The sequence below is a fragment of the Kitasatospora sp. NPDC001660 genome, assembly GCF_053596725.1.
Map to the genome: position 1 here is coordinate 67,214 of NZ_JBSFGU010000009.1, position 24,884 is coordinate 92,097.

The window sequence follows — 24,884 nt, forward strand, 5'->3', positions numbered from 1 at the left end:
GGTGGCCGGGCGCCCTCCGGTGGGAAGCGGCATGACGGGCACGCAGTTCTACTGGCTGCCGACCGCGATGGCGCCCGCGGTGCCGTCCGCGCCCACCGCGCCCACCGCGCCTCCCGGCGGGTTCGACGTCGAGGCGGTCCGCCGTGAATTCCCGCAGCTGCACCGGGAGGTGAACGGCCACCCGCTGGTCTGGCTGGACAACGGGGCCACCACCCTCAAGCCCCGCCAGGTCGTCGAGGCGGTCGGCGAGCACTACGCGACGAGCACGTCCAACGTCCACCGCGGCGCGCACACCCTCGCCAAGCAGGCCACCCAGATATACGAGGAGGGCCGCGCCGAGGCCGCCAAGCTCCTCGGCACCCCGGACCCGGACGAGATCGTCTTCGTCCGGGGCACCACCGAGGCCGTCAACCTCGTGGCGCAGAGCTGGGGCCGGGCCAACCTCGGAGTCGGTGACGAGATCCTCGTCTCCGCCGCCGAGCACCACTCCAACCTGGTGCCCTGGCAGCTGATCGCCAAGGAGCGGCGGGCGAGGGTCGTGCCCGTCCCGCTGCTCCCGGACGGGCAGTTGGACCAGGACGCCTACCGGGACCTGCTCGGCTTCCGCACCAAGCTGGTGGCGCTCACCCACGCGTCCAACGTGCTGGGCACCGTCCCTCCGGTGGCCGAGATGACGGCGCTCGCCCACCGGTACGGCGCCCGGGTGCTCATCGACGGCGCCCAGGCGGTGAGCCACTTCCCGGTGGACGTCAAGGCGGTCGACGCCGACTTCTACGCCTTCTCGGGGCACAAGATCTTCGCCCCGACCGGCATCGGTGTGCTCTACGGCAAGCGGGACGTGCTGGAGGCCATGCCCCCGTGGCAGGGCGGCGGCAACATGATCGACTCGGTGAGCTTCGAGGAGACCACCTACGCCCCCGTCCCGCACCGCCTGGAGGCCGGCACCGGCCACATCGCGGGCGTCGCCGGCCTGCGGGCCGCCCTGCGCTACCTGTCCGGCCTGGACCGGCAGGGCGCCACCGCGCACGAGGAGCAGCTCACCGCGTACGCCATGGCCGCGCTGGCCACCGTGCCCGGGCTCCAGCTCATCGGCAACGCGCCGGGGAAGATCGGCGTCCTGACCTTCCTGCTCGCCGGCACCGACCCGATGGCCCTCGCCGGGCAACTCGACCAGCAGGGCATCGCCGTCCGCGCCGGCCACCACTGTGCCCAGCCGGCCCTCGCCGCCTTCGGCCTCCAGAGCGCGGTCCGCGCGTCCCTGGCCCTCTACAACACCGTCCAGGACGTGGACACCCTGGTCGCCGCCCTCCAGGGCATCCAGGCCGCCACGGCCACCTGACCCGACCCCCCTCGACCCGGAGCGGGCGGACACCACTCGGTGGTGTCCGCCCGCTCCGCGCGTCCAGGCGGACAAGCCGAGCCTTGTATCCGTCATGTATCGGCGGGCACTTGATCGGGCATCGGTGCCCGTGATGCGGGGGGAGTGTCCGATGTCTGCGGTATCGTCCCTGTTCACGTCCTGACCCCCACTCTCCACCGACCGCCCGCAGATCCGCAGAGGAGCCGTCCGCCCGTGTCCGACCCCCGGCCGGTCCGCGTGTTGCTCGTGGAGGACGACGAGCTGATGCGGCGGTCGTTCACCGTCGCGCTGGAGCGGTACGGCTACGAGATGACGGCCGCGGCGGACGGGCTCACGGGGCTGGAGCTGTTCCGCGACGGGAGTTACGACCTGCTGATCCTGGACGTGATGCTGCCCGGGCTCGACGGGATCGGGCTGTGCCGCAGGATCCGGGAGACCAGCCTGGTGCCCGTTCTGATGATGTCCGCCCGCGGGGACGGGCTCGACGTCGTCGCGGGCCTGGAGGCCGGGGCGGACGACTACGTGGTCAAGCCCGTCGAGACGTTCGTGCTCGTCGCGCGCATCCGCTCACTGCTGCGCCGGGCGACGTACGTGCCGCTCCCGGGACCGGAGCCGGCCGCGCGCGCGGAAGAGGCCGAGGGGGAGGTGCTCACCTTCGGCGACCTCGCCATCGACACCGCGGGGATGGAGGTGTCCGTCGCCGGCAGGCCCGTCGCGCTGACCCCGACCGAACTGAAGGTGCTGCTGGAGTTCGCCGCCCGCCCGGGCGTCGTCCTGGAACGGCACACCCTGCTGCGCGACGTCTGGGACTACGGCTGGGACGGCGACAGCCGGGTCGTCGACCTGTGCGTGCAGCGGCTGCGGCGCAAGCTGGGGCGGGACCGGATCGAGACGGTCCGCGGCTTCGGCTACAAGCTCAGGCGCTGAGCCCGTGCGCCCGTTCCGGCGACCGTCGCGCCCTGGCTGTGGCCGGGGCCGCACGTCCCTGCGGTGGAAGATCATTGCGCTGGCCGCCCTCACCGCCTGCCTGGTCGCGGCGACGGTCGGCGTGCTGGTGCACGTGTGGACCGCGCAGGACATCCGCGACCGCACCGACGCCCAGGCCTTCAACACGGTCTACTCGGCAATGGACGTCTACCGCCGCACCGGAGCGCTCGCGGACGGCGCCGAGCTCGACCCGGCCGAACTGCCCGCCGTCCTGCGCGATCCGGCGGACGGCGACCGGCACACCGGCTACGACGGGAGCGTCCACGGGAACCTCGGCCCAAGCGTCTGGGGCGCCCAGCGCACCGCCGGGCCGGGCAGCCCGGTGCTCGCCGTCCGGATCAACATGAGCCCCGAGCTCCACACCCTCAGCCGCCTCGACGCCACCGTGACGGTGGCCTCGCTGGCCGCCCTCGGTGCGGCCGTGCCCGTGGCCGTCTACGGCGCCGGGCTGCTCGGCCGCCGGCTGCGCCGCGTCTCCGAAACCGCCGGCCGGATCTCCGCCGGGGACCTCGACGCCCGCACCGGGCCGGTCGGGGGGCGCGACGAGGTGGCCGACATCGCCGCCGCGGTCGACCGCATGGCCGACAGCCTGGGCCAACGCCTGCGCACCGAACGGCAGTTCACCGCGGACGTGGCCCACGAGCTGCGCACCCCCGTCGGCGGCCTGCTCGCCGCCGTCGACCTCCTGCCGTCCGGCGAGACGGAGGACCTGCTCCGCGGCCGGGTGCGCGACCTGCGCGGCCTGGTCGAGGACCTCCTGGAGGTCTCCCGCCTCGACGCCGGCGCCGAACAGCCCGTCCGCGCCCGGGTGCCGCTCGGCGCCGTCGTCGCGGAGGCGGTGACGCACACGGGCTTCGACGCCGAGGTCACGGTCGAAGGGGCCACCGCCGAAGGGGACGGCACGGTCTTCGTGGAGACCGACCCGCGCAGGCTGGAGCGCGTCGTCGGCAACCTCGTCGTCAACGCCCACCGGCACGGCGCCGCCCCGGTCACGGTCGCCGTCGACGGACGGGCGGTCGTCGTGCGCGACCACGGCCCCGGTTTCCCGCCCGACCTGCTGCTCCACGGCCCGCGCCGGTTCCACACCGGCGCGCGGGAGCGCGGCGCGGGCCACGGCCTCGGCCTGACCATCGCTTTTGGCCAGGCCCGGCTCCTCGGCGCCGAACTGCGCCTGGACAACGCCCCGGACGGCGGCGCCGTCGCCACCCTCCGGCTGCCACCCGACTGACAGCGGCCGCCGAACCGATACGAACCGGAGCGGCCGCCGATACACGGCGGCCCGGGCCCCGATACGTTCCCCGGACACCCTTCGAAGTGCAGTTTCCCGCACCGAAGAGGAGCCCCCGTGACAGTCGACCCCCGTGCCCCGCACCCCGCGCCCGGGATCGCCGCCGCCACCACCGACCTGTCCAAGGTCCACGGCTCGGGCGACACCCGGGTCACCGCACTGGACGGCGTGAGCATCGGCTTCCGGGAGAGCGAGTTCACCGCGATCATGGGCCCGTCCGGCTGCGGCAAGTCCACCCTGCTGCACTGCGCCGCCGGGCTCGACACACCCACCTCCGGCTCAGTGCACATCGGCACCACCGAGCTCGGCACGCTCGACGACCGGCAGCTCACCCGGCTGCGCCGCGACCGGATCGGCTTCGTCTTCCAGGCGTTCAACCTCCTGCCGACCCTCACCGCGCTGGAGAACATCACGCTGCCGCTGGCCATCGCCGGGCGCGGCCCCGACCAGCGGTGGCTGGACCGGGTGGTCGCCATGGTCGGCCTCGCCGAGCGGCTCGGCCACCGGCCCGCGCAGCTGTCCGGCGGGCAGCAGCAGCGCGTCGCGGTCGCCCGCGCCCTGGCCGGGCGGCCCGCGGTCGTGTTCGCGGACGAGCCGACCGGCAACCTCGACTCCCGGGCCGGGACGGAGGTCCTCGGCTTCCTGCGCGACTCCGTCCGCGAGCTGGGCCAGACCGTGGTCATGGTCACCCACGACCCGGTCGCCGCCGCCTTCGCCGACCGGGCGGTCTTCCTCTCCGACGGCCGGCTGGTCGACGAGCTCGTGCGCCCCACCCCGGACCGGGTGCTGGACGTGATGCGGAGCTTCGACGCGCGCGCCGACGACACCAGCGCCGTCCGCACCCGTGCCGCCCGCTGACCCCGCCAAGCGCCCAGGAAGACAGCCATGTTGAAAACAGCTCTGCGCAACGTCCTGACGTACAAGGCTCGTTGGGCCATGACCGTGCTCGCGGTCTGCCTCGGTGTCGCGTTCGTGTCCGGCACCCTCGTGTTCGCGGACTCCACCGCCGCCGCCCACCGCGCCGCCGCTTCGAAGAACTTCGCCGACATCGCGCTCACCGTGACGGCCAAGGAGCCCCGGCCCGGTGCCACCACCGACCAGCAGCCGAGCGCGCTCGACGACGCGCTCGCGCGGAAGCTGGCCGACGTCCCGGGCGTCGCCGCCGTCCGGCCGTCCGCCGACGGCTCGGCCGTCCTGAACGCGGCGGACGGCACCCCACTGCGGGTCGGTGCGCGATGGGCCAACCAGGCCGCCGCGTACGTCCCGGGCAAGGACGGGACGGACGGCCGCTACCCGCTGGTCGAGGGCCGCGCCCCGCGCAACGGCGACGAACTCGCCGTGGACCGCGGCACGGCCGCCGCCGGCCGGCTGAAGACCGGCGACCCGGTCACGCTCGCCACCGACGGGCCGGCCGTGACCAGACGGCTCGTCGGCATCGTCACCACCGGCGACACCCGGGTGACCGCCGGCGGCACGCTCGTCCTGCTCGACCTGGCGACCGCGCAGCAGCTGTTCGCCACCCCGGGCCACTACACCGGGATCGACCTGTCCGCCGCGCCCGGCACCGACCAGTTCGACCTCGCCCGCCGGGTCGCCGCCGTGCTCCCCGCCGACCGCGCCGAGGCCACCACCGGCGCCGCCCAGGCCGCCCAGCAGACCGTTCTCGTCGACACCCTGACCCGGGGCTACGAGAAGCTGCCGCTGGTCTTCGCCGGGGTCTCGCTCTTCATCGCCTCCTTCCTCATCGTCAACACCTTCACCATGCTGGTGGCACGGCGCACCCGGGAGATCGCGCTGCTGCGGGCGATCGGCGCGCAGCGCCGCCAGGTGGCGCGGTCGGTCCTCCTGGAGGCCCTCGTGGTCGGGCTCGTCGCGTCGGCGGCCGGGTTCCTCCTCGGCCTCGGCATCGCCTCGGTGCTGCCCGGCCTCCTCGGTGACGGGCTGCCCCGCGGCCCCCTGGTGATCGGCCCGGGTCCGGTCGTGGCGGCGCTCGCCGTGGGTGTGGGCGTCACCGTGCTCGCCGCGTGGCTGCCGTCCCGCCGGGCGGCGCGGGTCGCGCCGATCGAGGCGCTGCGGACGGCCGAACAGCCGCCGCCCGCGCGCCGGTTGCACCTCCGCGCCGCGGCGGGCGCCGCCCTGCTCCTCCTCGCTGCGACCCTGCTGGTGTCGCTCCGGGACGCGAAGGACGCCTCGGAGGCGAACCTGCAGAGCGCGATGCTCGGCTGCGCCGTCCTCGTCTGCGGCCTGATCGCGCTCGCGCCGGTGCTCGCCGCCCCGGTGATCCGTTCGTTCGGGCGGCTCACCGGCCGCCTCGGCGTCGCCGGGCGCCTCGCCCGGGACAACGCGCTGCGCGACCCGCGGCGCACCGCCGCGACCGCCGCCACCCTGATGATCAGCACCGCGCTGGTCGCCGGGCTCGCCACCGTCGGGAACTCCGCCGGGCAGGCCCTGGACCACCGCGCCGCGGCCGGGCTCGGCGCCGACTACGTGATCCGCTCCCGCTCCACCACGGACGGGGTCGACCCGGCCGCCGTCCGCCGGGTGGCCGGGACCCCCGGGGTGCGGACGGTGAGTGCCGTCACGGACTCCACCATGGTGGCCGGCGGAACGGTCCTGGAGGTCGCGGGCGTCGAACCCGACACGATGGGCGCCGTCGTGAAGCTCGACGTGACCGGCGGCTCCGTCCAGGGTCTCGGCCCGGGCCGGATCGCCGTCTCCGCCACCGTCGCCCGGGAGCACCACCTGAGCCCCGGCGACCGGCTCGACGCCCGTATGGGCCGCACCCAGGACACCCGGCCGTACACCGTCGTGGGCGTCTACCGGGACAACCCCACCGCGCGCGACGTGCTCGCCGCGCGCACCGAGGTGGCGCAGAACAGCTACCTGCCCGGCTCCGTCCAGCGGATCCTCGTCCGCACCGACGACGGCGCGTCCTCCCCGGCGATGGAGCAGCGGCTGCGCACCGCCGTCGGCAACAGCCCGCTGCTGAAGGTGCAGGACCGCGCGCAGCTCGTCCACGAGGCCGCCGGGACCATGGGCGACCTGCTGGTCGTGATGTACGGGATGCTCGCCGTCGGCGCCGTGATCGGCGCGCTCGGCATCGTCAACACCCTGGCCGTGTCGGTCTCCGAGCGCACCCGCGAGATCGGCGTCCTGCGCGCCGTCGGCCTGGACCGCGCCGGCGTCCGGCGGATGATCCGCCTGGAGGCGGTGACCGTCGCCGCGTTCGGCACGCTCCTCGGCCTCGCGGCCGGCCTGGCCGCCGCCTGGGCGGTCGGCCCGCTGGCCACCGGCGCGGTGGAGCACTACGCGCCGGCCCTGCCGTGGGGCACGCTGCTCCTCGTGTGCCTGGTGTCCCTCGCGATCGGCGCCCTCGCCGCCACCGCCCCGGCCCGCCGGGCCGCCGCCCTGGGCCCGTTGGCGGCAGCCGCGGAGGCGTGAGGTTTCGGTTCCGCCCGCCGCCACCCCCGTCGGGGGCGGGCGGAATCCTCAACCCTCCTCAGAGGCCGAGGAGTTCGGCGAACGTGCCCCCCAGCACGCGGTCCCGCAGCTCCCCGGGCGGGGTCGCGCGCTCGACCATCTGCCGGGTGACGACCGGGTCGCCGTAGGGGGCGTCCGAGCCGAAGAGCGTCCGGTCGGGCACCTCGCGGATCGCCAGCCGCACCGCGAGGACGACGCTCGCCGTGGACAGTTCGAGGTAGAGGTTCGGGGTCTCCCGGGCCAGCTCGATGGCCGTCAGCCAGTTGAGCCCGCCGAGCTGGCTGAGCACGAGCGGCACGCGCGGGTGGCGGCGGGCGAGGTCGGCGAGCGTCGCGATGTCGCCGGCGGTGGTCGGGGCGAAGCCGTGCACGACGACGGGCAGTGCGCCGTGGTCGGCGGCGGCGCGCAGCACCGGTTCGACCAGGCCCGCGCCGTCCGGCGGCGGCGTCAGTTCGCCGATGCCGCGAAAGCCCCGGGCGACGACGTCCCGCTCCACCTCGGCGGCGATCCGCTCGGCGGGCACGTCCAGACGGACCTTGCCGAAGCCGATGAACCGGTCGGGGTGCGCGGCGCAGACGGCTGCCAGCTCGTCCACCGCCGCCGCGTGCGCGTCGGCCCCGGCGGAGCGGCCGCTGATCGTGTCGTGCAGCACGCTCATCTCCCGTTTGAAGGAGGCGAGGTCGGCGGCCCGCTCCGGGTGCGGCCGGGTGCCGAAGAGCACGGCGCGGTCGACGCCCGCCTCGTCCAGCAGCGCGAGGTGGCTGCGCACCGGGTCGTGAACATGGCTGTGCGCGTCGATGATCAACGGATTCTCCTGGTCGGTGCCGTTCGCGGGGAGGGGCGGGTTCCCGCCGCCGCCGACTAGCGTGTAACCCTGACACCGTGACAAGGTCAAGCCGGACAGGGGAGCGGGGGCGCGATGAGGATCGGCGAACTGGCCAGGCGCAGCGGGACGAGCGAGCGCCTGATCCGCTACTACGAGCGGGTCGGTCTGCTCACGTCGGCCCGTCTCCCCAACGGCTACCGGGACTTCGACCCGTCCGCCGAGCGGACCGTCCGCCAGATCCGCGCCCTGCTCGCGGCCGGGCTGCCGACGCGGACGATCCAGCAGCTCCTGCCCTGCGGCCAGCCGGACGGCCCGCTGCTGGCGTGCCCGGGGGTGCTGCGCAAGCTCCGCACCCAGCTCGACGAACTCGACCGCCGTGCCGAGGAGTTGGACCGGGCCCGACGGGCCCTGCGGCAGGCCATCACCGCCACCGAGGCGGCCGGCCTGCCCCCGGCGGCCTGACCCGGGCGGCTGCTCACGCACGGGGATGGGCTCGGGCCCATGGAGAAGCTCGGGAACGAGACCGGCGACGGGTCACGGCTCACGGCGAGACGCGGGCCGGTCACAGGGTGACGAACGCGTAGCCCTTGGCCTTGAGCGCCGGCAGCACCGAGCGCAGGGCTTCGAGCGTCTGCGAGCGGTCGCCGCCGCCGTCGTGGCAGAGCAGGATGTCGCCGGGCTTGGCGGCCAGCAGCTTCTCGGTGATCTTGTTGACGCCGGGCCGGGCCCAGTCCCGCGGGTCCACGTCCCAGTCGATCGGGGTCAGGCCGAGGCGCGCGGCCTCCTCGAAGACCGTCGGGGACCAGTCGCCGCCGGGCGAGCGGAACAGCGTCGGCACGGGGGCGCCGGCGTCGACGACGACGGACTGCGTGTCGGTGAGCTGCTGCCGGATCTGGGCGGCGCTGCGGTGCGAGAACGGCTGGGGGTGCGTCATGGTGTGGTTGGCCAGGGTGTGGCCGTCCGCGGCGATCTGCTTGATGACGTCCTTGTTGGCGTGCGCCTCGCTGCCGACCACCGAGAACGTGGCCCGGATGTCGTACTTGCGCAGCAATTGGAGCACCTGCGGGGTGTACTGCCGGCTCGGGCCGTCGTCGATGGTCAGCGCGACCGCGTTGGACGGGGCGTCGGGCAGCAGGTCGTGGATCTTGAAGACCGGCTTGGTGCGCACCCCGACCGGCGTGGCCGACGGCACCGGCAGCCCCGGGACGGCGGGCGGGTCGGTCGGCGCGGCCGGGGAGAAGGAGTCGTTCGGCGAGTCCCCGTTCGCGTTGTCCGCGCTCGCGGACCCGGAACTGCTGCACCCGGCCAGCGCGCCCCCGGTCCCGAGTACCGCGGCCCCCGTCGCCGCCCACGTCAGCAGCTGCCGCCGCGCCACCGCCTGGCCGCCCGCCCGTCCCGGTCGCCGTATCCCCATGAGCCCTCTCCCCACGTCTCGGTCCTGCTGCTCCCCGACGCCGCCGCGACGTGCGGCGGTTCCGATGATCACTGTCTACCGCGCGACGGGCTCCGCCCGGAAGACGCGGTCGAGGTTCTCCTCGACCCAGCCGCGCAGCTGGTTGAGCGGGATGGCGGCGCTGCGGCCGAGGTCGGTGAGGGAGTACTCGACGTGCAGCGGGACGGCCGGGTAGACCATGCGGTCGAGGGTTGCCATGCCTACTCTCCTCGCCAGGTTACTTCCTAAAGGGAAGTAATAGGCCTTGAAGGTAACCATACCCCTGGGGATAGCGTCGCCGACGTCAGTGGGGAGGCCGCCAACGGCCTCCCCGGAAACGTCGTTTCAGGAGAGTTCGCATGTCCGCAGACACGATGCGCACGGTGGTCCAGGACGGTTTCGGCGGCCCGGAGGTGCTGCGGGTCGAGCGGGCGCCGCGCCCGGTGCCGCTGCCCACCGAGGTGCTGGTGCGGGTGCGCGCAGCCGGTGTCAACCCGGTGGACTGGAAGACCCGCGCCGGCTCCGGCATGGCCGGCGTGCTCGGCGAGCCGCCGTTCACCCTCGGGTGGGACGTGTCGGGCGTCGTCGAGGAGGTCGGCTTCGGCGTGACCACCCTGAAGGCGGGCGACGAGGTCTACGGCATGCCGTGGTTCCCGCGCGTCGCGGGCGCCTACTCCGAGTACGTCACCGCCCCGGCCCGCCAGTTCGCCCGCAAGCCCGCCACCCTCGACCACGTGCACGCCGCCGCCGTGCCGCTCGCGGCGCTGACCGCCTGGCAGGCCCTCGTCGACACCGCCCACGTGCAGCCCGGCCAGCGGGTCCTGGTCACCGCCGCGGCGGGCGGCGTCGGCCACTTCGCCGTCCAGTTCGCCCACCACCTGGGCGCCCACGTGATCGCCACCGCGAGCGCCGCCCGCCACCCCTGGCTCAAGGAGCTCGGCGCGGACGAGGCCGTCGACTACACCGCCACCCGCTTCGAGGACGCCGTCGCCGACGTCGACGTCGTCATCGACCTGGTGGGCGACGCCCACGACAGCACCAGCACCCGCTCGCTCAAGGTGCTGCGCCCCGGCGGCCTGCTGGTCGCGGTCCCGGCCGGCGTCTCCCCGGAGCTGGCACGGGCCGCCGAGGCGGCGGGCGTGCGGGTGACCCCGTTCCTGGTCGAGCCGGACGGCACCGCGCTGACCGCGATCGCCGGGCTGATCGACGCCGGAGAGGTCGCCGTCGAGGTGGAGGAGACCTTCCCGCTGGAGCGGGCCGCCGAGGCCCACACCCGCGGCGAGGCCGGCCGCACCCGCGGCAAGCTCGTCCTGACCGTCACCGACTGACCGTCACCGACTGACCGTCACCGACCGACCGTCACCGACCGACCGTCACCGACCGACCGTCACCGACCGACCGTCCGGCGCCCTGGACGGTGTCGGGGCGGGGTCCGCAGGGCCGCCGCCCCGACCGGACGGTCACGGGTTGTTCAGCGCGTACGTGCGGAAGGTCGCGAGCAGGGGAAGGACCTCGGTCTTGTTCGGATCCTCCGTGACCGCCCGCATCGCGTCGATCACCACGCGGGCGATGGCCTTCGTCACCACCAGGTCGTTCGGCGCCGCCGCCGCGCCCCACGCCATGAGCGCCCGGGCGAGCAGGGCGCTCATCCGGGCGCCGATGTTGGCGCTCACCGCGTCCGACAGCTCGGCGATCTCCTCGTCGCTCATCGTCGAGCGCAGGCCGAAGGCGAGCGCCATGAGCGTGTCCAGTGCGTGCTCGCCGTACGCCGCCACCAGCGCCGGCAGGGCGCGCTCGCCCGGCCCGCCCGCGCAGAGGGCGGACAGGGCCTCGTCGTCGTCCTTCCACGCCGCCTCCAGGGCGGCCAAGGCTCGCAGAGCCTCGTCTACCGTCAGCCCGTCTGTCATGGGAAGAACGGTATTGAGCCGCACCGGTCCGCACGTGGTTCGAGGGCCGACATCACACCTTCGAGCGAAGCCGGACTCATTCCGGCCGGTGGGCCCGCGTGAACTGCTCCGCATCCCACGTGCCGCCCAGTTCCGGGGCCAGCGAGGCGAGGGCCAGCGCGGCGAAGTCGGGGGCCGCACCGGCGCGTTCGGGGAGCGCGCCGAGCAGCGGGGCGCCGGCCGAGCGCGGTAGGTCGACGAGGTTGCAGCGCTCGGCGAGGCCCGGCTCGGCCGGCCAGGAGCCGACGACCACGCCCGCGAGCGGCAGCCGGCGCGCCGCGAGGGCCTCCGCCGACAGTGCGACGATGTTCAGCGTGCCGAGCCCGGCCGACGCGACCAGGAGCACCTCGGCGGGCAGCCCGGCGTCCAGCACGGCCCGTGCCTGGTCGGCGAGCGTCCGGCCGTCCTCGTCGTAGCGGACGAGCAGGCCCCCCGCGCCCTCGACCAGGACCAGGTCGTGCCCGGCGGCCAACTCGCGGACGGCGGTGACGACTTCGGCGGGCGTCAGGCACGGCATCCCGGCCCGGCGGGCTGCCGTGTCCGGGGCGAGCGGCTCGGGGTAGCGCACGAGCTCACGGTCCGTCAGATCGCCCGCCAGGCGCCGGACTTCCGCCGCGTCCCCGGGCTCGCCGGGCGCGACGCCGGTCTGGCCGGGCTTGAGCACCGCGACGCGCAGGCCGCCCCGCAGGGCCGCCGAGGCGACGGCCGCCGTGGCGACGGTCTTGCCGACCTCGGTGTTCGTCCCGGTGACGAACAGGATCCGCGCGCTCATCCCGCCACCGCCGCGGCGGTCACGGCGGCCGCGATGCGTGCCACGTCCTCGTCCTTCGTCACGTAAGGGGGCATGGTGTAGATCAGGTCCCGGAAGGGGCGCAGCCAGACGCCCTCGCGGGCGGCCGCCTCGGTGGCGGCGGCGACGTCCACCGGGTGGTCCAACTGCACCACCCCGATGGCGCCCCGGACGCGCACGTCGCGCACGCCGGGCACGCCCTCGGCGGGCGCGAGCCCGTCCGTCAGGCCCGTCTCGACGCGCTTCACCTCGACCTGCCAGTCCTGGCCGAGCAGCAGGTCGATCGAGGCGTTGGCGACCGCGCAGGCCAGCGGGTTGCCCATGAACGTCGGCCCGTGGGCCAGCACCGGCATCTCGCCGCGGCTGATCCCGTCCGCGATCTCGCCCGTGCACAGCGCGGCGGCCAGCGTCAGGTACCCGCCGGTGATCGCCTTGCCGAGGCACATGACGTCGGGCGAGACGCCCGCGTGCCCGGCGGCGAACAGGGCGCCGCTGCGGCCGAATCCGGTCGCGATCTCGTCGAAGACGAGCAGCACCCCGTACCGGTCGCACAGTTCGCGCAGCATCCGCAGGTAGGCGGGGGAGTGGAACCGCATCCCGCCCGCGCCCTGGACGACCGGCTCGACGATGACGGCGGCCAGCTCGTCCGCGTGCCGCTCCATCAGCGCCTCGAACGTCAGGGCGTACTCGGGATCGAGCGGCTCGTCGAACCCGGCCGGCGGCTCCGGCGCGAAGAGCTGTCCGGGCAGCACCCCGCCCCACAGGTGGTGCATGCCGCCGTCGGGGTCGCAGACGGACATCGGGTGGAACGTGTCACCGTGGTAGCCGCCGCGCCAGGTCAGCAGCCGGCGCTTTTGCGGGCGGCCGGTGGACTGCCAGTACTGGAGGCACATCTTCATCGCGACCTCGACCGCGACCGAACCGGAGTCGGCGAGGAAGACGTGCTGCAGCGGCTCCGGCGTGATCTCCACCAGCCGGGCCGCCAGCCGGACGGCGGGCTCGTGGGTGAGCCCGCCGAACATCACGTGGCTCATCCGCCCCAGCTGGTCCCGGACGGCCTCGTCGAGCACCGGGTGCCGGTACCCGTGGATGGCCGCCCACCAGGACGACATCCCGTCGACGAGCTCGCGCCGCCCGCCCGCGACGGGTTCGGCGAGCCGCAGCCGGACGCCGGAGGCCGACTCCACCACGAACGGGGTGGCGGTGCCGGGCATCGGGCCGTACGGGTGCCAGACGTGCGCGCGGTCGAGGGCGAGCAGCGTGTCCGCGGACAGCTGGTCCGGGGACAACCGGGAAGGCATGTGAGATCTCTCCTGAACGATCGGACGGTCAGGCGTTGGGCGCGAGTTCGGTGCCGGCGCCGCGGCGGCGGACCTTGACCAGGTCGCTGCGCAGCCCGTCGGCCGGGTCGGTGGCGCCGGCCGCGGCCGGGACCTCCGCCGGTACGCCCTGCGGCACGTCGGAGTGCGCGTGCCCGCCGCACGGGCCGCACCCGCCGCCGCTGCCGCAGGCCGACGCGGCCGTGCCGCACCCGGAGGCCGTCGTGCCGCACGCCGAGGCGGCGGCGATGTCGGCCCGGTGGCGCGGCAGCGTGGCCTCGCCCGCGCCCTCGACCTCGAAGCCCGCGTCCTTGATCATGTCGAGGTCGGCCTGCCCGGCCTGCCCCTCGCTGGTCAGGTAGTCGCCGAGGAAGATCGAGTTGGCGATGTGCAGGCCGAGCGGCTGCATCGAGCGCAGGTGGACCTCGCGCCCGCCGGCGATCCGAACCTCGGTGTCCGGGTTGACGAAGCGGACCATCGCGAGGATGCGCAGGCAGCGCTGCGGCGTGAGGTTCCACTCCTGGGCGAGCGGCGTGCCCTCGAACGGGATGAGGAAGTTGACCGGGACGGAGTCCGAGCCCAGCTCGCGCAGCGCGAAGACGACGTCGACCAGGTCCTCGTCCGTCTCGCCCATGCCCGCGATCAGGCCCGAGCAGGCGGACAGCCCGGCGCCGTGCGCCTTCTGCACGGTGTCCACCCGGTCCGCGTAGGTGTGGGTGGTGGCGATGTCCCCGTAGGTGTTCTCGGAGGTGTTGAGGTTGTGGTTGTAGGCGTCGGCGCCGGCCGCCTTCAGCCGCTCCGCCTGGTTGTCGGAGAGCAGGCCCAGGCAGACGCAGATCTCGACCGCGGGGTCGGCCTCCTTGATGGCGGCCATGGTGTCGGTGACGCGGTCGATGTCGCGGTCCGTCGGGCCGCGGCCGCTGGCCACCAGACAGACGCGCTTGGCGCCGCCCGCGACACCGGCGCGCGCCGCGTCCGCGGCCTGCTCCGGCTTCAGCCAGGTGTACTTGAGGATCTCGGCCTTGGAGCCCAGGCGCTGCGAGCAGTAGCTGCAGTCCTCGGGGCAGAGGCCGCTCTTGAGGTTCACCAGGTAGTTGAGCTTGACCCGGCGGCCGAACCACCGGCGGCGCACCTTCCCGGCGGCGGCGACCACGTCCAGCAGCTCGTCGTCGGTGGTGGCGAGGACGGCCAGCGCCTCCTCGCGGGTCGGGACTTCGCCGCGCAGGCCCTTGGCGGTGAGGGTATCGAGCAGATCCATGGGGCTGATCCTGCCTGCTGGTGTTCGGCCGACGCCAGAGCAAACCCACCAGAAGATCGGCGGGAGGATGTGCGAGTTGTCACAGTGCCGGAGCTCACGGTAGTGACGCGTGTCACGCGCCCGCCGGCATTCCCGACGCGCGGGGTGAACGGCGGCCCGTTCGGGGCCGAACGCAGCCCGTGGCGAGCCGCTGCCCGGCAGTAGCGGGTGATGATCCACAATCCCCGACCCCGTGATCTGGGCCACCCGGCCGTTGCTTAGAATCTGCGCCATGACCACGCAGGGGGAGCGCACCCCGACTCCGGGAGAGGGCCAGTCAGGCCAGGCAGGACAGCGGTTCGGCGGGGGCGCCGACGCGTACCGGGGCAGGCGGCTGACCGCCCGGCGGCTGGTCGGCTGGACGGTCGTCGTGGGCGTGGTCGTGGCCGGAGGCTGGATCATCACCCGCCCGACGCCCGGCGACTACATACCCGGGCTCGGCCCGTCCACCAGGGACGCGACCAAGACCCCGCCGGTCGTCGGCGCCCCGCCGCCGCCCACCGACCCCGAGGCGCTCAACGTCGAGACGTACTTCCCGTCCCAGCGGCCGATCGAGATGGGCGCCTACAAGGGCAAGCGCAACGGCGTGCGGCGCGGCGAGAACTGCGTCGAGGCGCAGCAGGACCGCGCCCAGGAACTCCTCAGGAACAGCGGCTGCCAGGCCTACCTGACCGTCAGCTTCACCGGCCAGGAGAAGCCGGTGCTCAGCAGCGTCACCGTCCTGCGCTTCACCGACCAGGCCGCCGCGGGCAAGGCCGCCGAGGCGCTGCGCGCCAAGCCGGGCGCACTGGCCTTCATCCTCCCCAACGCCGACGTGGACACCTCCCCGGCCGCTGCCGCCGCCAAGCCCGGCACCGAGCCGCGGGTCGAGGCGGTCGGGCACTACGTGACGGTGACCAGCTCGCGCCTGCCCTCCGACGCCCGCACGCCGAGCGCGAGTCCGAACTCCGCGCCCTCCGTGAGCCCGGCGCCGTCCGGGGCGCCCGCGCCCACGCCCGAGCAGATCCTCGACGAGGCGACGCGCGCGGTGTCGTACACGGCGGGCTCGCAGTTCGTCTGGATGTGACAGCGCCGAAGGGGGGCCTGCTCGTCCGAGCAGGCCCCCCCTTCGCGTGCGGTTGGGAACCGTCAGCCACCCAGCCGGTCCACCGAGGTCACCCGCAGCACCGCGCGGCCCTCCTCGTCCGAGCCGTACAGGTCGACCTCCGCGCTGATGCCCCAGTCGTGGTCGCCCTCCGGGTCGTCGAAGATCTGCCGGACCCGCCAGGCGGAGTCCTCCTCCTCGATGATCAGCATCTTCGGGCCGCGCGCGTCCGGGCCGGTGCCGAGGTCGTCGTACTCCTCCCAGTACCCGTCCATGGCGTCCGCCCAGCGGTCCGCGTCCCAGCCGTACTCGCCGTCCAGGTCGCCGAGTTCCTCGTAGTGCTCCAGCGCGCACAGTTCCACGCGGCGGAACATCTCGTTGCGCACCAGCACGCGGAACGCCCGCGCGTTCGCGGTGACCGGCGCCGGCTTGTCGTCCAGCCTCACCTCGGCGGCCTGCGGCTCGGTCGGGTTGGCGAGCTGCTCCCACTCGTCGAGCAGGCTGGAGTCGACCTGGCGGACCAGCTCGCCGAGCCAGGCGATGACGTCCTTGAGGTCGTCGGTCTTGATGTCGTCGGGGACGGTCTGCTCCAGCGCCTTGTACGCGCCCGCGAGGTAGCGCAGCACGATGCCCTCGGTCCGGGCGAGCTCGTAGTGGCCGACGTAGTCGGAGAACGTCATCGCCCGCTCGTACAGGTCGCGGACGACGGACTTCGGCGCGAGCTGGTGGTCGCCGATCCACGGGTGCGCCCGGCGGTACACCTCGTAGGCGTGGGTGAGCAGCTCCTCCAGCGGCTTCGGGTACGTGATCTCCTGCAGCCGCTCCATCCGCTCCTCGTACTCGATCCCGTCGCGCTTCATCTCGCCGACGGCCTCGCCGCGCGCCTTGTTCTGCTGCGAGGCGAGGATCTGGCGCGGGTCGTCGAGCGTGGCCTCGACGACGGAGACGACGTCCATCGCGTACGACGGCGAGGCCGGGTCGAGGAGCTCGAAGGAGGCCAGCGCGAAGGTGGACAGCGGCTGGTTGAGCGCGAAGTTCTCCTGGAGGTCCAGGGTGAGGCGTACGATCCGGCCCTCGGCGTCCGGCTCCGGCAGCCGCTCCACCACGCCGCCCTCCAGCAGCGAGCGGTAGATCGCGATCGCGGTGCGGATGTGGCGGCGCTGCGCCGCCCGGTCCTCGTGGTTGTCGGTGAGGAGCTTGCGCATGGCCTCGAAGGCGTTGCCAGGGCGGCCGATCACCGACAGCAGCATCGCGTGGCTCACCTTGAAGCGCGAGACCAGCGGCTCCGGATCGGCGGCGATCAGCTTGTCGAAGGTCTCCTCGGTCCAGCCGACGAAGCCCTCCGGGGCCTTCTTCCGGACGACCTTGCGCTTCTTCTTCGGATCGTCCCCGGCCTTGGCGATCGCCTTGTCGTTCTCGATCACGTGCTCCGGCGCCTGCGCCACCACCTGGCCGACGGTGTCGAACCCGGCCCGCCCGGCCCGCCCGGCGATCTGGTGGAACTCGCGGGCGCGCAGGATCCGGACCCGGTTGCCGTCGTACTTCGAGAGCGCCGTGAACAGCACCGTGCGGATCGGCACGTTGACGCCGACGCCGAGCGTGTCCGTCCCGCAGATGACCTTCAACAGGCCCGCCTGGGCGAGGCGTTCGACCAGCCGACGGTACTTCGGCAGCATGCCCGCGTGGTGCACGCCGATGCCGTGCCGCACGTAACGGGACAGGTTGCGGCCGAACTTGGTGGTGAAGCGGAAGTTGCCGATCAGGTCGGCGATGGCGTCCTTCTCCGCCTTCGAGCACATGTTGATGCTCATCAGCGACTGCGCCCGCTCCACCGCCTCCTTCTGCGTGAAGTGCACGACGTAGACCGGCGCCTGGCCGGTCTTCAGCAGCTCCTCCAGCGTGTCGTGCATCGTGGTGCGGCGGTACTCGTAGAACAGCGGCACCGGGCGCGTCGCGTTGCGCACGACGGTGGTGGGCCGGCCGGTGCGACGGGTCAGGTCCTCCTCGAACCGGCGCACGTCGCCGAGCGTCGCGGACATCAGCAGGAACTGCGCCTGCGGCAGCTCCAGCAGCGGGATCTGCCACGCCCAGCCGCGGTCCGGCTCCGCGTAGAAGTGGAACTCGTCCATGACGACCTGCCCGATGTCCGCCCGGGCGCCGTCGCGCAGCGCGATCTGCGCCAGCACCTCGGCCGTGCAGCAGATGATCGGCGCGGTCGGGTTCACGCTCGCGTCGCCGGTCATCATGCCGACCTGCTCGGTGCCGAACATCTTGACCAGGTCGAAGAACTTCTCCGACACCAGCGCCTTGATCGGGGCGGTGTAGAACGTCCGCTGCCCCGCGGCCAGCGCCGCGAAGTGCGCCCCCGCCGCCACCAGGCTCTTGCCCGACCCGGTCGGCGTCGCGAGGATGACGTTGTTCCCCGACACCAGCTCGATCAGCGCCTCCTCCTGCGCCGGGTACAGCGTGATCCCCCGCTCCTCCGCCCAGGCTGCGAACGTCTCGTACAGCGCATCGGGCGTGGCGGGCTTCGGCATCAGATCAAGGAGGCTCACCCCGCTATCTTGCCTGCTGGCCGCCACCCCGGGCAAAGCCCGATCCCCCTGCGACGCCACAGCGGGCGCACACCCGGCGAGGCGGACCCCCTGCACGGCCTCCACAGCCGGAGGCACCGATCATGTGCCGAGTCGCACATTGCCCGGTGATCGGCACGCGTGCCAGAGTGCCGGGCATGGCCCATCCTCTCGCACCCGAAGCGTCCGCACCGCACCACGACGTCCGCCCGCCGGCGGGGGTCTTCGACTGGCTGGACGAGGCCGCCGCGCTGCGCGCAGAGGCCGGCCTCACGCGGACGCTGCGCAGCCGGGAGGCCGAGGACGGGCTGCTCGACCTCGCCGGGAACGACTACCTCGGGCTGACCCGGCACCCGGTGGTCACGCGAGCGGCGGCGGACGCCGCACTGCGGTGGGGCGGCGGGTCGACGGGGTCCCGGCTGGTGACGGGGACGACCGCGCTGCACACCGAACTGGAGCAGGAACTGGCCGAGTTCTGCGGCGCGGAGGCCGCGCTGGTCTTCTCGTCCGGGTACACCGCCAACCTCGCCGCGCTCACCGCGCTCACCGACCCGGACACCCTCATCGTGTCCGACGCCTACAACCACGCCTCGCTCATCGACGGCTGCCGCCTCGCGCGCGCCGACGTCCACCGCGCCCCGCACAGCGACCCGGAGGCCGTCCGGCAGCTGCTCGCGGAGCGGACGCAGCGGCGGGCGCTGCTCGTCACCGACTCCGTGTTCTCGGTGGACGGCGACGCCGCCCCGCTGCCCGCGCTCTCCTCCGCCGCCCGCGCGCACGGCGCCGCGCTGCTCGTCGACGACGCGCACGGGCTGGGCGTCCTCGGCCCCGGCGGCACCGGGGCCCTCGCCGCGGCCGGCCTCGCCGGGCAGCCGGACACCGTCGCGACCGTGACGCTCTCCAAGTCCCTCGGCTCCCAGGGCGGTGCCGTCCTCGGCCCGCGCCGGGTCATCCGCCACCTGACGGAGACGGCCCGCACCTTCATCTTCGACACCGGCCTCGCCCCGGCCGCCGCCGGCGCCGCCCTCGCGGCGCTGGGCCTCCTGCGCGCCGAGCCGCACCGCGCCGACCGCACCCGCGAGGTCGCCCGCACGCTCGCCGCCCGGCTCACCGCGGCGGGACTGCAGGCCTGCGAACCGGACGCCGCCGTCGTCTCCGTCCGCGCCCCCGGCCCGGAGGCCGCCGTCACCTGGGCCGCCGACTGCCGCCGCGCCGGCCTCGCCGTCGGCTGCTTCCGCCCCCCGTCCGTTCCGGACGGCATCTCCCGCCTCCGCCTCACGGCCCGGGGTGACCTGACGGACGCCCAGATCGCCCACGCCGTCCGCACCATCGCCGACCTCGCTCCGGCGGGTGCCCGCGCGAACTGACGGCCGGATCAGGGCGTGAGGTCGACGACCCGCACGGGTTGCCCGGCCGGACCTCACGGCCGCCCCACCACCAGCAGCGTCTCCGCGCCGACCGGCTTGTACCCGGCGGCCTGGAACGCCCGGACGCTGGTCGCGTTGCCGGGCGCCTGCTGCGCCCAGATGACGTCCCCCTCGGGCACGAGGTGCCGCGCGGCCGTCGCCAGGGCACGGCCGAGGCCGCGCCCGCGGGCCCGCGGATCGACCTCGACGGCGGCCTCCCAGCGGCCGGCGACGCCGCGGCCGAGGACGAGCACGCCCCCGTCGGCGGTGAACACCCGGACGTCCTCGCGGTAGCGCAGGGCCCGCACCACGCGCGGGTGCTCCCGGTCCTCGACCCGGACGAGCGGGAGCGGCGGCGGGCCGGGGAGACGGTGGGCGACGGTGAGCAGGTCGATGTTGTTGACGACGCGCCCGGTGCGTTCGGCGAACGCCGTGAGGAACGGCGGGCAGAGCGGCGCGGCCAGCGGATCACTCGGTACGGCCGCGAGCGTCGAGTGCACCCAGGCCGGGTCCTCGTCGGTGAAGACCACCGCGTGGGCGGAGAACGACAGCACCCCGGCCTCGCGCTCGGACGGCTGCGGGACGACCGTCACCGAGCCGTCCGACGGCGGGAAGACCCCGCCCGCCGCGTCCGTGAGAATCTCCGCCAGCCCCCGCGTGCCCATCCCCACCCCTTCCCGCCGGTGCGCCGAGCCTAGTTGATCACCGACCGACCCGATACACCAGCAGGTATCGCCAGAACAGTAGCCGCCGCATCCGGTACCCCGGCAGGTGTTCCTCCGCGAACGCCCGGACCTCGGCGAACGACCCGGCCGGTGCCATGGTCGGCGCGGGCACGGCGGCCCGCGCCGGCCGGACGACGCGCTCGCGGCCGAACACCGCCGCCCGGCACACGGCGTTGACCGGCACGGCCGCCAGGCTCACCGTCCGGTCCCACGCGGACTCCTCCCGGTAGCAGCCGAGCACCACCAGCACTCCGCCCGGCGCGAGCGCGTCCCGCAGCGTCCGGAGCGTGTCGAGGGGCAGGTGGTGGAGGCTGGCGAGGCAGGAGACGTAGTCGTACGTGCCGGGCGGCAGGCTGATCCCGGTGATGTCCGCCTGCCGGAAGTTGACCCGCTCGCCATCACGTCGCGCAGCGGCGATCACCGACGCGTCCCGGTCGACGGCGTCCACGTCCACGCCCCGCCGCGCGAGCCGCCGCGCGAACGCGCCCGTCCCGCAGCCGACGTCGAGGGCCCGGCGGGCGCCCGGCGGGAGGAAGCGCAGCAGCAGCCGGTGGTAGTGGTCGTTGTGGTCGAACGGCACCACGCCATCATGTCACCGGCGCCGCGGGCTACTACTTCTTCTTCCTCGCCCGGCTGGGCTGCACCCTGGTCGGCTCGCCCTCGGCCTTCGGGTGGTCGGGCGGGTACGGGAGTTCGCCGAGGCCCTCGTCGCGCAGTTGCTTCTCGTACAGTTCCAGCAGCGCGTCCAGGCGGAAGGCCTCGCCCTCCATCTCCGCGTTCGGGTCGCCGAGTTCGGCGAAGCGGGCGGGGACGGTCCGCAGGTCGAAGTCCTCGGGGGAGGCGTCGTCGAGCTCCTCCCAGCGCAGCGGGGTGGAGGCGGTGGCGCGGGGGCGGGCGCGCAGCGAGTAGGCGGAGGCGATGGTGCGGTCGCGGGCCATCTGGTTGTAGTCGACGAAGATGCGCTCGCCGCGCTCCTCCTTCCACCACGCCGTGGTGACCCGGCCCGGCATGCGCTGTTCGAGCACCCGCCCGAGCGCGATCACCGCGTGCCGGCCGTCGGTGAACGTCCACGCGGGCTCCAGCGGGACGTAGACGTGCAGGCCGCGCCCGCCGGAGGACTTGGGCCAGCCGCGCAGCCCGTACTCGGCGAGCAGGGCGCGCAGTTCGTGGGCGGCGCGGACGGCGTCGTGGAAGCCGGTGCCGGGCTGCGGGTCGAGGTCGATGCGCAGCTCGTCGATGTGGTCGGTGTCGCCGCGCCGGACCGGCCAGGGGTGGAAGGTGAGGCAGCCCAGGTTCGCCGCCCACAGGACGGCGGCGGGCTCGGTGGGGCAGATCTCGTCGGCGGAGCGGCCGCTGGGGAAGTCGATCCGGGCGGTGGGCAGCCAGTCCGGCAGGCCCTTGGGGGCGCGCTTCTGGTAGAAGAACTCGCCCTCGACGCCGTCCGGGAAGCGCTGCAGCGTGGTCGGCCGGTCGCGCAGCCCGCGCAGCACGCCGTCGGCGACGGCCAGGTAGTACTGCGCGACGTCCAGCTTGGTGAACCCGCGCTCGGGGTAGTACACCTTGTCCGGATTCGACAGCCGGACGGTGCGCCCGGCGACATCCAGTTCCACGGCTGAGCCCATGCCTCTCACGCTAGGTGCGCCGCGCCCGCCGCGCGCCTTTTCGGGCCGCGCGCGAGGATCGGAGGCATGGACCTGCCCGTGATGCCGCCGGTGGCGCCGATGCTCGCCAAGTCGGTGGCGAGGATCCCGCCGGGGATGCAGTACGAGGCCAAGTGGGACGGCTTCCGCACGATCGTGTTCCGCGACGGCGACGACGTCGAGCTCGGCAGCCGCACCGGAAAGCCGCTGACCAGGTACTTCCCCGAGCTCGTCGAGGCGTTCAGGCGCGAGCTGGCGCCGCGCTGCGTGCTGGACGGCGAGGTGGTGATCGCCCGGGACGGCCGGCTGCGGTTCGAGGAGCTGCTGGAGCGCATCCACCCGGCCGCGAGCCGGGTGAAGCTGCTGGCCGAGCGGACGCCCGCCTCGTTCGTCGCCTTCGACCTGCTCGCGCTCGGCGACGTGTCGCTGCTGGACGAGCCGCTGTCGGTGCGCCGCCAGGCGCTGGAGGCGGCGCTCGACGCCGCCGCCGACCCGGTGTTCACCGCCCCGGCCTCCACCGACCGCGAGCTCGCGCAGAGCTGGTTCGCCGAGTACGAGGGCGCGGGCCTGGACGGGGTGATGGCCAAGCCGCTGGACCAGCCGTACCGGCCGGGCGAGCGGACCATGTTCAAGATCAAGCACGAGCGCACCGCCGACTGCGTCGTGGCCGGCTACCGCGAGCACAAGAGCGGCCCGGTCGTCGGCTCGCTGCTGCTCGGCATCAACGATGCCGAGGGGCGGCTCCAGCACGTCGGCGTGTGCGCCGCGTTCTCGATGGCCCGCCGCCGCGAGCTGGCCGAGGAACTGGCGCCGCTGCGGATGACGGACCTGTCGGAACACCCGTGGGGCGCCTGGGCGGACGAGGCCGCGCACGCGGACGGACGGCTGCCGGGGGCGGTCAGCCGCTGGACCGGCGGCAAGGACCTCTCCTGGGTCGCGCTGCGCCCGGAGCGGGTGGTCGAGGTCGCGTACGACCACATGGAGGGCACGCGCTTCCGGCACACCGCGCAGTTCCGCCGCTGGCGCCCCGACCGCACGCCGGAGAGCTGCACGTACGCGCAGCTGGAGGAGCCGGTCTCGTACGACCTCAGCCAGGTGCTGGGCAGGTGACGGACCTCCGAAGGCGCGAACCGACAGGGCGGTTCGCGCCTTCGGTGATCCTCAGACGGGGTGCAGTGCGGGTGCACTGGTCGCCGGGGCCGAGGGCCGCGGAGCACTGGTCTCAGGGGCCGAGGGCTGCGGCGAGCCGGGCGAGGGCTGCGGCGAGCCGGTCGCCGGGGCCGAGGGCTGAGGTGAGCCGGTCGAGGGCGACGGCGAGGCCGAACCGGGCGGTGCGGGCACCGTGTAGACGTTGTCCGGCGAGACGATCTCCGTGATCGCCCTCGCGACGAACGTCGAGGGCTCCGCACCGTCGTGCACGATGTCGGTGTTGAGCAGGATCACCAGACTGGCCTGCGCCTCCGGCAGGTACAGCACCACGGCCTCGTAGCCGGGCAGCGCGCCGTTGTCGCCGATCCACCCGTGCGTGGTGAACACCCCGAAGCCGTAGCCGAGGTCGGGGGTGCCGACGCTCCTGGTCCTCAGCCGCTCCGCCTGGGTGTCGGGCTTGAGCAGCGGCGCGCCGGTGGCCAGCACCTTCGACCAGGTCGTCAGGTCGGCGAGGGTGGATATCGCGGCGCCCGCCGACCAGACCCAGGAGGAGTTCGAGCCGGTGGAGTCCTCGACCGTGCCGTTGAGCGTCTGGTTGGTGTAGCCGTGGGCGTACGGGGCGGGGAAGGCCGCACCGGTCGGGAGGGTCGTGCTGTCGAGCCCCGCCGGGCCGAACACCTGCTGGTTCATGAAGTCGACGAGCGGCTGCCCGCCGGCCTTCTCGACGACCAGGCCCAGCAGGATCAGGTTGGTGTTGGAGTACTCGAACTTCGTGTCCGGCGGGAAGTTCGCCGGGTGCTTGAACGCGTACGCGAGCAGCTCGTCCGGGGTGAAGGTGCGGTTCGGGTTGCCGAAGAACGCCTGCTGGAAGTCCGGGTCCAGAGTGTAGTTGTACAGGCCGCTGCGCATCTCGCCGAGCTCGCGGACGGTGATCTCCTCGCCGCCGGGCACGTGCGGGACGTACGTGGAGATCGGGTCGTCCAGGTCGACCTTCCCCTGGTCCACCAGCCGCAGGACGGCGGTGGCGGTGAGGGTCTTGGTCACGCTGCCGATCCGCATGCGGCCGTAGGGCGACATCGGCGTTCCCGTGGTCGTGCGGGCGACGCCGAAGGCGCGCTGGTAGCTGCCCTCCGGGGTGGTGTAGCTGACCGTCACACCGGGGATGGAGACCTTGCTCATCACCTGCTTGATGGCGGCGTCCAGCTTGTTCGTGACGTCCGGGGTGAGCGGTACGACCCTGCCGGCCGGCGCCGGCGACGCCGGCGGCGAGTCGTCGGACGGGCTGGGCGCGGCCGGTCCCGCGGTGACCGCCGGGGCGGCGGCCCGCGGTTCGGACTGCGTGCCGGAGCAGGCCGCCGCGGAGAGCAGGCCGGTCAGCGCCAGCGCGGCGGCCGACGCTCGGCGGGTGGAACGGGAGTCGGCCGGCCGTGGCCGTCGGATCCTGGTCATCTGTCGAAGTGCCTCTCTGGGGCGTACGGGGGCGTACAGGGCCCCTTGGCGTACGGCCGCGGAGCGCTGCTCCACGGGCCCGAGGGGGAACGTCGCCACCGTAAGCACCGCGCCTGCGGGCCCGCGCGTCAGG

Annotated in this window: 22 protein-coding genes; 10 read left to right on the forward strand and 12 right to left on the reverse strand. The window is 74.1% G+C overall.

Annotated elements, in window-relative coordinates; genetic code table 11:
• The first annotated feature begins 31 nt into the window (after nt 1-31).
• The 5 genes from ACWCXH_RS12710 to ACWCXH_RS12730 all read left to right on the forward strand — a co-directional run bounded on the left by ACWCXH_RS12710 (nt 32) and on the right by ACWCXH_RS12730 (nt 7,076).
• Nucleotides 32-1,339: a SufS family cysteine desulfurase gene (locus ACWCXH_RS12710; protein WP_449801415.1), complete on the forward strand. Its 1,308-nt coding sequence runs from the start codon at nt 32-34 to the stop codon at nt 1,337-1,339.
• A 285-nt stretch (nt 1,340-1,624) separates the two neighbouring features.
• The gene (gene cseB, locus ACWCXH_RS12715) at nt 1,625-2,287 is read left to right on the forward strand and encodes a two-component system response regulator CseB (RefSeq protein ID WP_449801560.1); all 663 of its coding nucleotides are present in this window, start codon (nt 1,625-1,627) and stop codon (nt 2,285-2,287) included.
• A 4-nt stretch (nt 2,288-2,291) separates the two neighbouring features.
• Nucleotides 2,292-3,575: a sensor histidine kinase gene (locus ACWCXH_RS12720; RefSeq protein WP_449801416.1), complete on the forward strand. Its 1,284-nt coding sequence runs from the start codon at nt 2,292-2,294 to the stop codon at nt 3,573-3,575.
• A 117-nt stretch (nt 3,576-3,692) separates the two neighbouring features.
• Nucleotides 3,693-4,493, forward strand: coding sequence for an ABC transporter ATP-binding protein (locus ACWCXH_RS12725; RefSeq protein ID WP_449801417.1), 801 nt, complete (start codon nt 3,693-3,695; stop codon nt 4,491-4,493).
• 27 nt (nt 4,494-4,520) lie between these two features.
• A complete protein-coding gene (locus tag ACWCXH_RS12730; RefSeq protein WP_449801418.1) occupies nt 4,521-7,076 on the forward strand; it encodes an ABC transporter permease in 2,556 nt (851 codons plus the stop codon).
• Between the two features lie 58 nt (nt 7,077-7,134).
• On the opposite strand, the gene ACWCXH_RS12735 is transcribed toward ACWCXH_RS12730, so the two are convergent.
• A complete protein-coding gene (locus ACWCXH_RS12735) occupies nt 7,135-7,920 on the reverse strand; it encodes an amidohydrolase family protein (RefSeq protein ID WP_449801419.1) in 786 nt (261 codons plus the stop codon).
• Between the two features lie 114 nt (nt 7,921-8,034).
• Here ACWCXH_RS12735 and ACWCXH_RS12740 point away from each other — a divergent pair, with 114 nt between their 5' ends.
• Entirely contained in the window at nt 8,035-8,403 is a 369-nt protein-coding gene (locus ACWCXH_RS12740; protein WP_449801420.1) for a MerR family transcriptional regulator, read from the forward strand.
• Nucleotides 8,404-8,503: 100 nt separating this feature from the next.
• Here ACWCXH_RS12740 and ACWCXH_RS12745 read toward each other — a convergent pair whose 3' ends face one another.
• Both ACWCXH_RS12745 and ACWCXH_RS12750 read right to left on the reverse strand, forming a co-directional pair.
• Complete coding sequence (locus ACWCXH_RS12745; protein WP_449801421.1) at nt 8,504-9,355, reverse strand: polysaccharide deacetylase family protein; 852 nt, start codon at nt 9,353-9,355, stop codon at nt 8,504-8,506.
• A 75-nt stretch (nt 9,356-9,430) separates the two neighbouring features.
• Entirely contained in the window at nt 9,431-9,592 is a 162-nt protein-coding gene (locus ACWCXH_RS12750) for a winged helix-turn-helix transcriptional regulator (RefSeq protein WP_449801422.1), read from the reverse strand.
• A gap of 140 nt (nt 9,593-9,732) precedes the next feature.
• On the opposite strand from ACWCXH_RS12750, the gene ACWCXH_RS12755 reads away from it, so the two are divergent.
• A complete protein-coding gene (locus ACWCXH_RS12755) occupies nt 9,733-10,701 on the forward strand; it encodes an NADP-dependent oxidoreductase (RefSeq protein ID WP_449801423.1) in 969 nt (322 codons plus the stop codon).
• Nucleotides 10,702-10,833: 132 nt separating this feature from the next.
• Here the strand turns inward: ACWCXH_RS12755 and ACWCXH_RS12760 are convergent, their stop codons facing one another.
• From ACWCXH_RS12760 to bioB, 4 genes are all read right to left on the reverse strand, one after another.
• Nucleotides 10,834-11,280, reverse strand: coding sequence for a hypothetical protein (locus tag ACWCXH_RS12760; protein WP_449801424.1), 447 nt, complete (start codon nt 11,278-11,280; stop codon nt 10,834-10,836).
• A 76-nt stretch (nt 11,281-11,356) separates the two neighbouring features.
• Nucleotides 11,357-12,091 carry a dethiobiotin synthase gene (gene bioD / locus ACWCXH_RS12765; RefSeq protein WP_449801425.1) on the reverse strand — a complete coding sequence of 245 codons (735 nt, stop codon included), beginning with the start codon at nt 12,089-12,091 and terminating at the stop codon, nt 11,357-11,359.
• A complete protein-coding gene (locus tag ACWCXH_RS12770; protein WP_449801426.1) occupies nt 12,088-13,410 on the reverse strand; it encodes an adenosylmethionine--8-amino-7-oxononanoate transaminase in 1,323 nt (440 codons plus the stop codon). The genes bioD and ACWCXH_RS12770 overlap by 4 nt, the downstream gene beginning before the upstream one ends.
• Nucleotides 13,411-13,438: 28 nt before the next feature.
• Nucleotides 13,439-14,686 (reverse strand): biotin synthase BioB, encoded by a 1,248-nt coding sequence (gene bioB, locus ACWCXH_RS12775; RefSeq protein ID WP_449801427.1) that lies wholly within the window; start codon nt 14,684-14,686, stop codon nt 13,439-13,441.
• A gap of 271 nt (nt 14,687-14,957) precedes the next feature.
• Between bioB and ACWCXH_RS12780 the strand changes: the two genes are divergently transcribed.
• Nucleotides 14,958-15,791 (forward strand): hypothetical protein, encoded by an 834-nt coding sequence (locus tag ACWCXH_RS12780; protein ID WP_449801428.1) that lies wholly within the window; start codon nt 14,958-14,960, stop codon nt 15,789-15,791.
• 62 nt (nt 15,792-15,853) lie between these two features.
• Here the strand turns inward: ACWCXH_RS12780 and ACWCXH_RS12785 are convergent, their stop codons facing one another.
• On the reverse strand, nt 15,854-18,346 hold the full coding sequence (locus ACWCXH_RS12785; RefSeq protein WP_449801561.1) for a DEAD/DEAH box helicase: 2,493 nt from the start codon (nt 18,344-18,346) through the stop codon (nt 15,854-15,856).
• A gap of 194 nt (nt 18,347-18,540) precedes the next feature.
• Here ACWCXH_RS12785 and ACWCXH_RS12790 point away from each other — a divergent pair, with 194 nt between their 5' ends.
• The gene (locus tag ACWCXH_RS12790; protein ID WP_449801429.1) at nt 18,541-19,749 is read left to right on the forward strand and encodes an 8-amino-7-oxononanoate synthase; all 1,209 of its coding nucleotides are present in this window, start codon (nt 18,541-18,543) and stop codon (nt 19,747-19,749) included.
• A gap of 53 nt (nt 19,750-19,802) precedes the next feature.
• On the opposite strand, the gene ACWCXH_RS12795 is transcribed toward ACWCXH_RS12790, so the two are convergent.
• From ACWCXH_RS12795 to ligD, 3 genes are read right to left on the reverse strand one after another with little or no spacing between them, the layout of a single operon-like run.
• Nucleotides 19,803-20,453 (reverse strand): GNAT family N-acetyltransferase, encoded by a 651-nt coding sequence (locus ACWCXH_RS12795; protein ID WP_449801430.1) that lies wholly within the window; start codon nt 20,451-20,453, stop codon nt 19,803-19,805.
• A 37-nt stretch (nt 20,454-20,490) separates the two neighbouring features.
• A complete protein-coding gene (locus ACWCXH_RS12800) occupies nt 20,491-21,093 on the reverse strand; it encodes a class I SAM-dependent methyltransferase (RefSeq protein WP_449801431.1) in 603 nt (200 codons plus the stop codon).
• Nucleotides 21,094-21,124: 31 nt separating this feature from the next.
• A complete protein-coding gene (gene ligD, locus ACWCXH_RS12805; RefSeq protein ID WP_449801432.1) occupies nt 21,125-22,135 on the reverse strand; it encodes a non-homologous end-joining DNA ligase in 1,011 nt (336 codons plus the stop codon).
• A 66-nt stretch (nt 22,136-22,201) separates the two neighbouring features.
• Between ligD and ACWCXH_RS12810 the strand changes: the two genes are divergently transcribed.
• Nucleotides 22,202-23,263: an ATP-dependent DNA ligase gene (locus ACWCXH_RS12810; protein WP_449801433.1), complete on the forward strand. Its 1,062-nt coding sequence runs from the start codon at nt 22,202-22,204 to the stop codon at nt 23,261-23,263.
• A 51-nt stretch (nt 23,264-23,314) separates the two neighbouring features.
• Here ACWCXH_RS12810 and ACWCXH_RS12815 read toward each other — a convergent pair whose 3' ends face one another.
• Nucleotides 23,315-24,751 (reverse strand): serine hydrolase, encoded by a 1,437-nt coding sequence (locus ACWCXH_RS12815; RefSeq protein ID WP_449801434.1) that lies wholly within the window; start codon nt 24,749-24,751, stop codon nt 23,315-23,317.
• Nucleotides 24,752-24,884 lie beyond the last annotated feature (133 nt).

Excerpts from the sequence above, each read along its gene's own strand:
- ACWCXH_RS12750 (WP_449801422.1), bottom strand. The coding sequence starts at position 9,592 with ATGGCAACCCTCGACCGCATGGTCTACCCGGCCGTCCCGCTGCACGTC.
- ACWCXH_RS12770 (WP_449801426.1), bottom strand. The coding sequence starts at position 13,410 with ATGCCTTCCCGGTTGTCCCCGGACCAGCTGTCCGCGGACACGCTGCTC.
- cseB (WP_449801560.1), top strand. The coding sequence starts at position 1,625 with ATGCGGCGGTCGTTCACCGTCGCGCTGGAGCGGTACGGCTACGAGATG.
- ACWCXH_RS12755 (WP_449801423.1), top strand. The coding sequence starts at position 9,733 with ATGTCCGCAGACACGATGCGCACGGTGGTCCAGGACGGTTTCGGCGGC.
- ACWCXH_RS12730 (WP_449801418.1), top strand. The coding sequence starts at position 4,521 with ATGTTGAAAACAGCTCTGCGCAACGTCCTGACGTACAAGGCTCGTTGG.
- ACWCXH_RS12780 (WP_449801428.1), top strand. The coding sequence starts at position 14,958 with ATGACCACGCAGGGGGAGCGCACCCCGACTCCGGGAGAGGGCCAGTCA.
- ACWCXH_RS12785 (WP_449801561.1), bottom strand. The coding sequence starts at position 18,346 with ATGCCGAAGCCCGCCACGCCCGATGCGCTGTACGAGACGTTCGCAGCC.
- ACWCXH_RS12815 (WP_449801434.1), bottom strand. The coding sequence starts at position 24,751 with ATGACCAGGATCCGACGGCCACGGCCGGCCGACTCCCGTTCCACCCGC.
- ACWCXH_RS12745 (WP_449801421.1), bottom strand. The coding sequence starts at position 9,355 with ATGGGGATACGGCGACCGGGACGGGCGGGCGGCCAGGCGGTGGCGCGG.
- ligD (WP_449801432.1), bottom strand. The coding sequence starts at position 22,135 with ATGGGCTCAGCCGTGGAACTGGATGTCGCCGGGCGCACCGTCCGGCTG.
- ACWCXH_RS12790 (WP_449801429.1), top strand. The coding sequence starts at position 18,541 with ATGGCCCATCCTCTCGCACCCGAAGCGTCCGCACCGCACCACGACGTC.
- bioB (WP_449801427.1), bottom strand. The coding sequence starts at position 14,686 with ATGGATCTGCTCGATACCCTCACCGCCAAGGGCCTGCGCGGCGAAGTC.
- ACWCXH_RS12710 (WP_449801415.1), top strand. The coding sequence starts at position 32 with ATGACGGGCACGCAGTTCTACTGGCTGCCGACCGCGATGGCGCCCGCG.
- ACWCXH_RS12740 (WP_449801420.1), top strand. The coding sequence starts at position 8,035 with ATGAGGATCGGCGAACTGGCCAGGCGCAGCGGGACGAGCGAGCGCCTG.
- ACWCXH_RS12795 (WP_449801430.1), bottom strand. The coding sequence starts at position 20,453 with ATGGGCACGCGGGGGCTGGCGGAGATTCTCACGGACGCGGCGGGCGGG.
- ACWCXH_RS12810 (WP_449801433.1), top strand. The coding sequence starts at position 22,202 with ATGGACCTGCCCGTGATGCCGCCGGTGGCGCCGATGCTCGCCAAGTCG.
- ACWCXH_RS12760 (WP_449801424.1), bottom strand. The coding sequence starts at position 11,280 with ATGACAGACGGGCTGACGGTAGACGAGGCTCTGCGAGCCTTGGCCGCC.
- bioD (WP_449801425.1), bottom strand. The coding sequence starts at position 12,091 with ATGAGCGCGCGGATCCTGTTCGTCACCGGGACGAACACCGAGGTCGGC.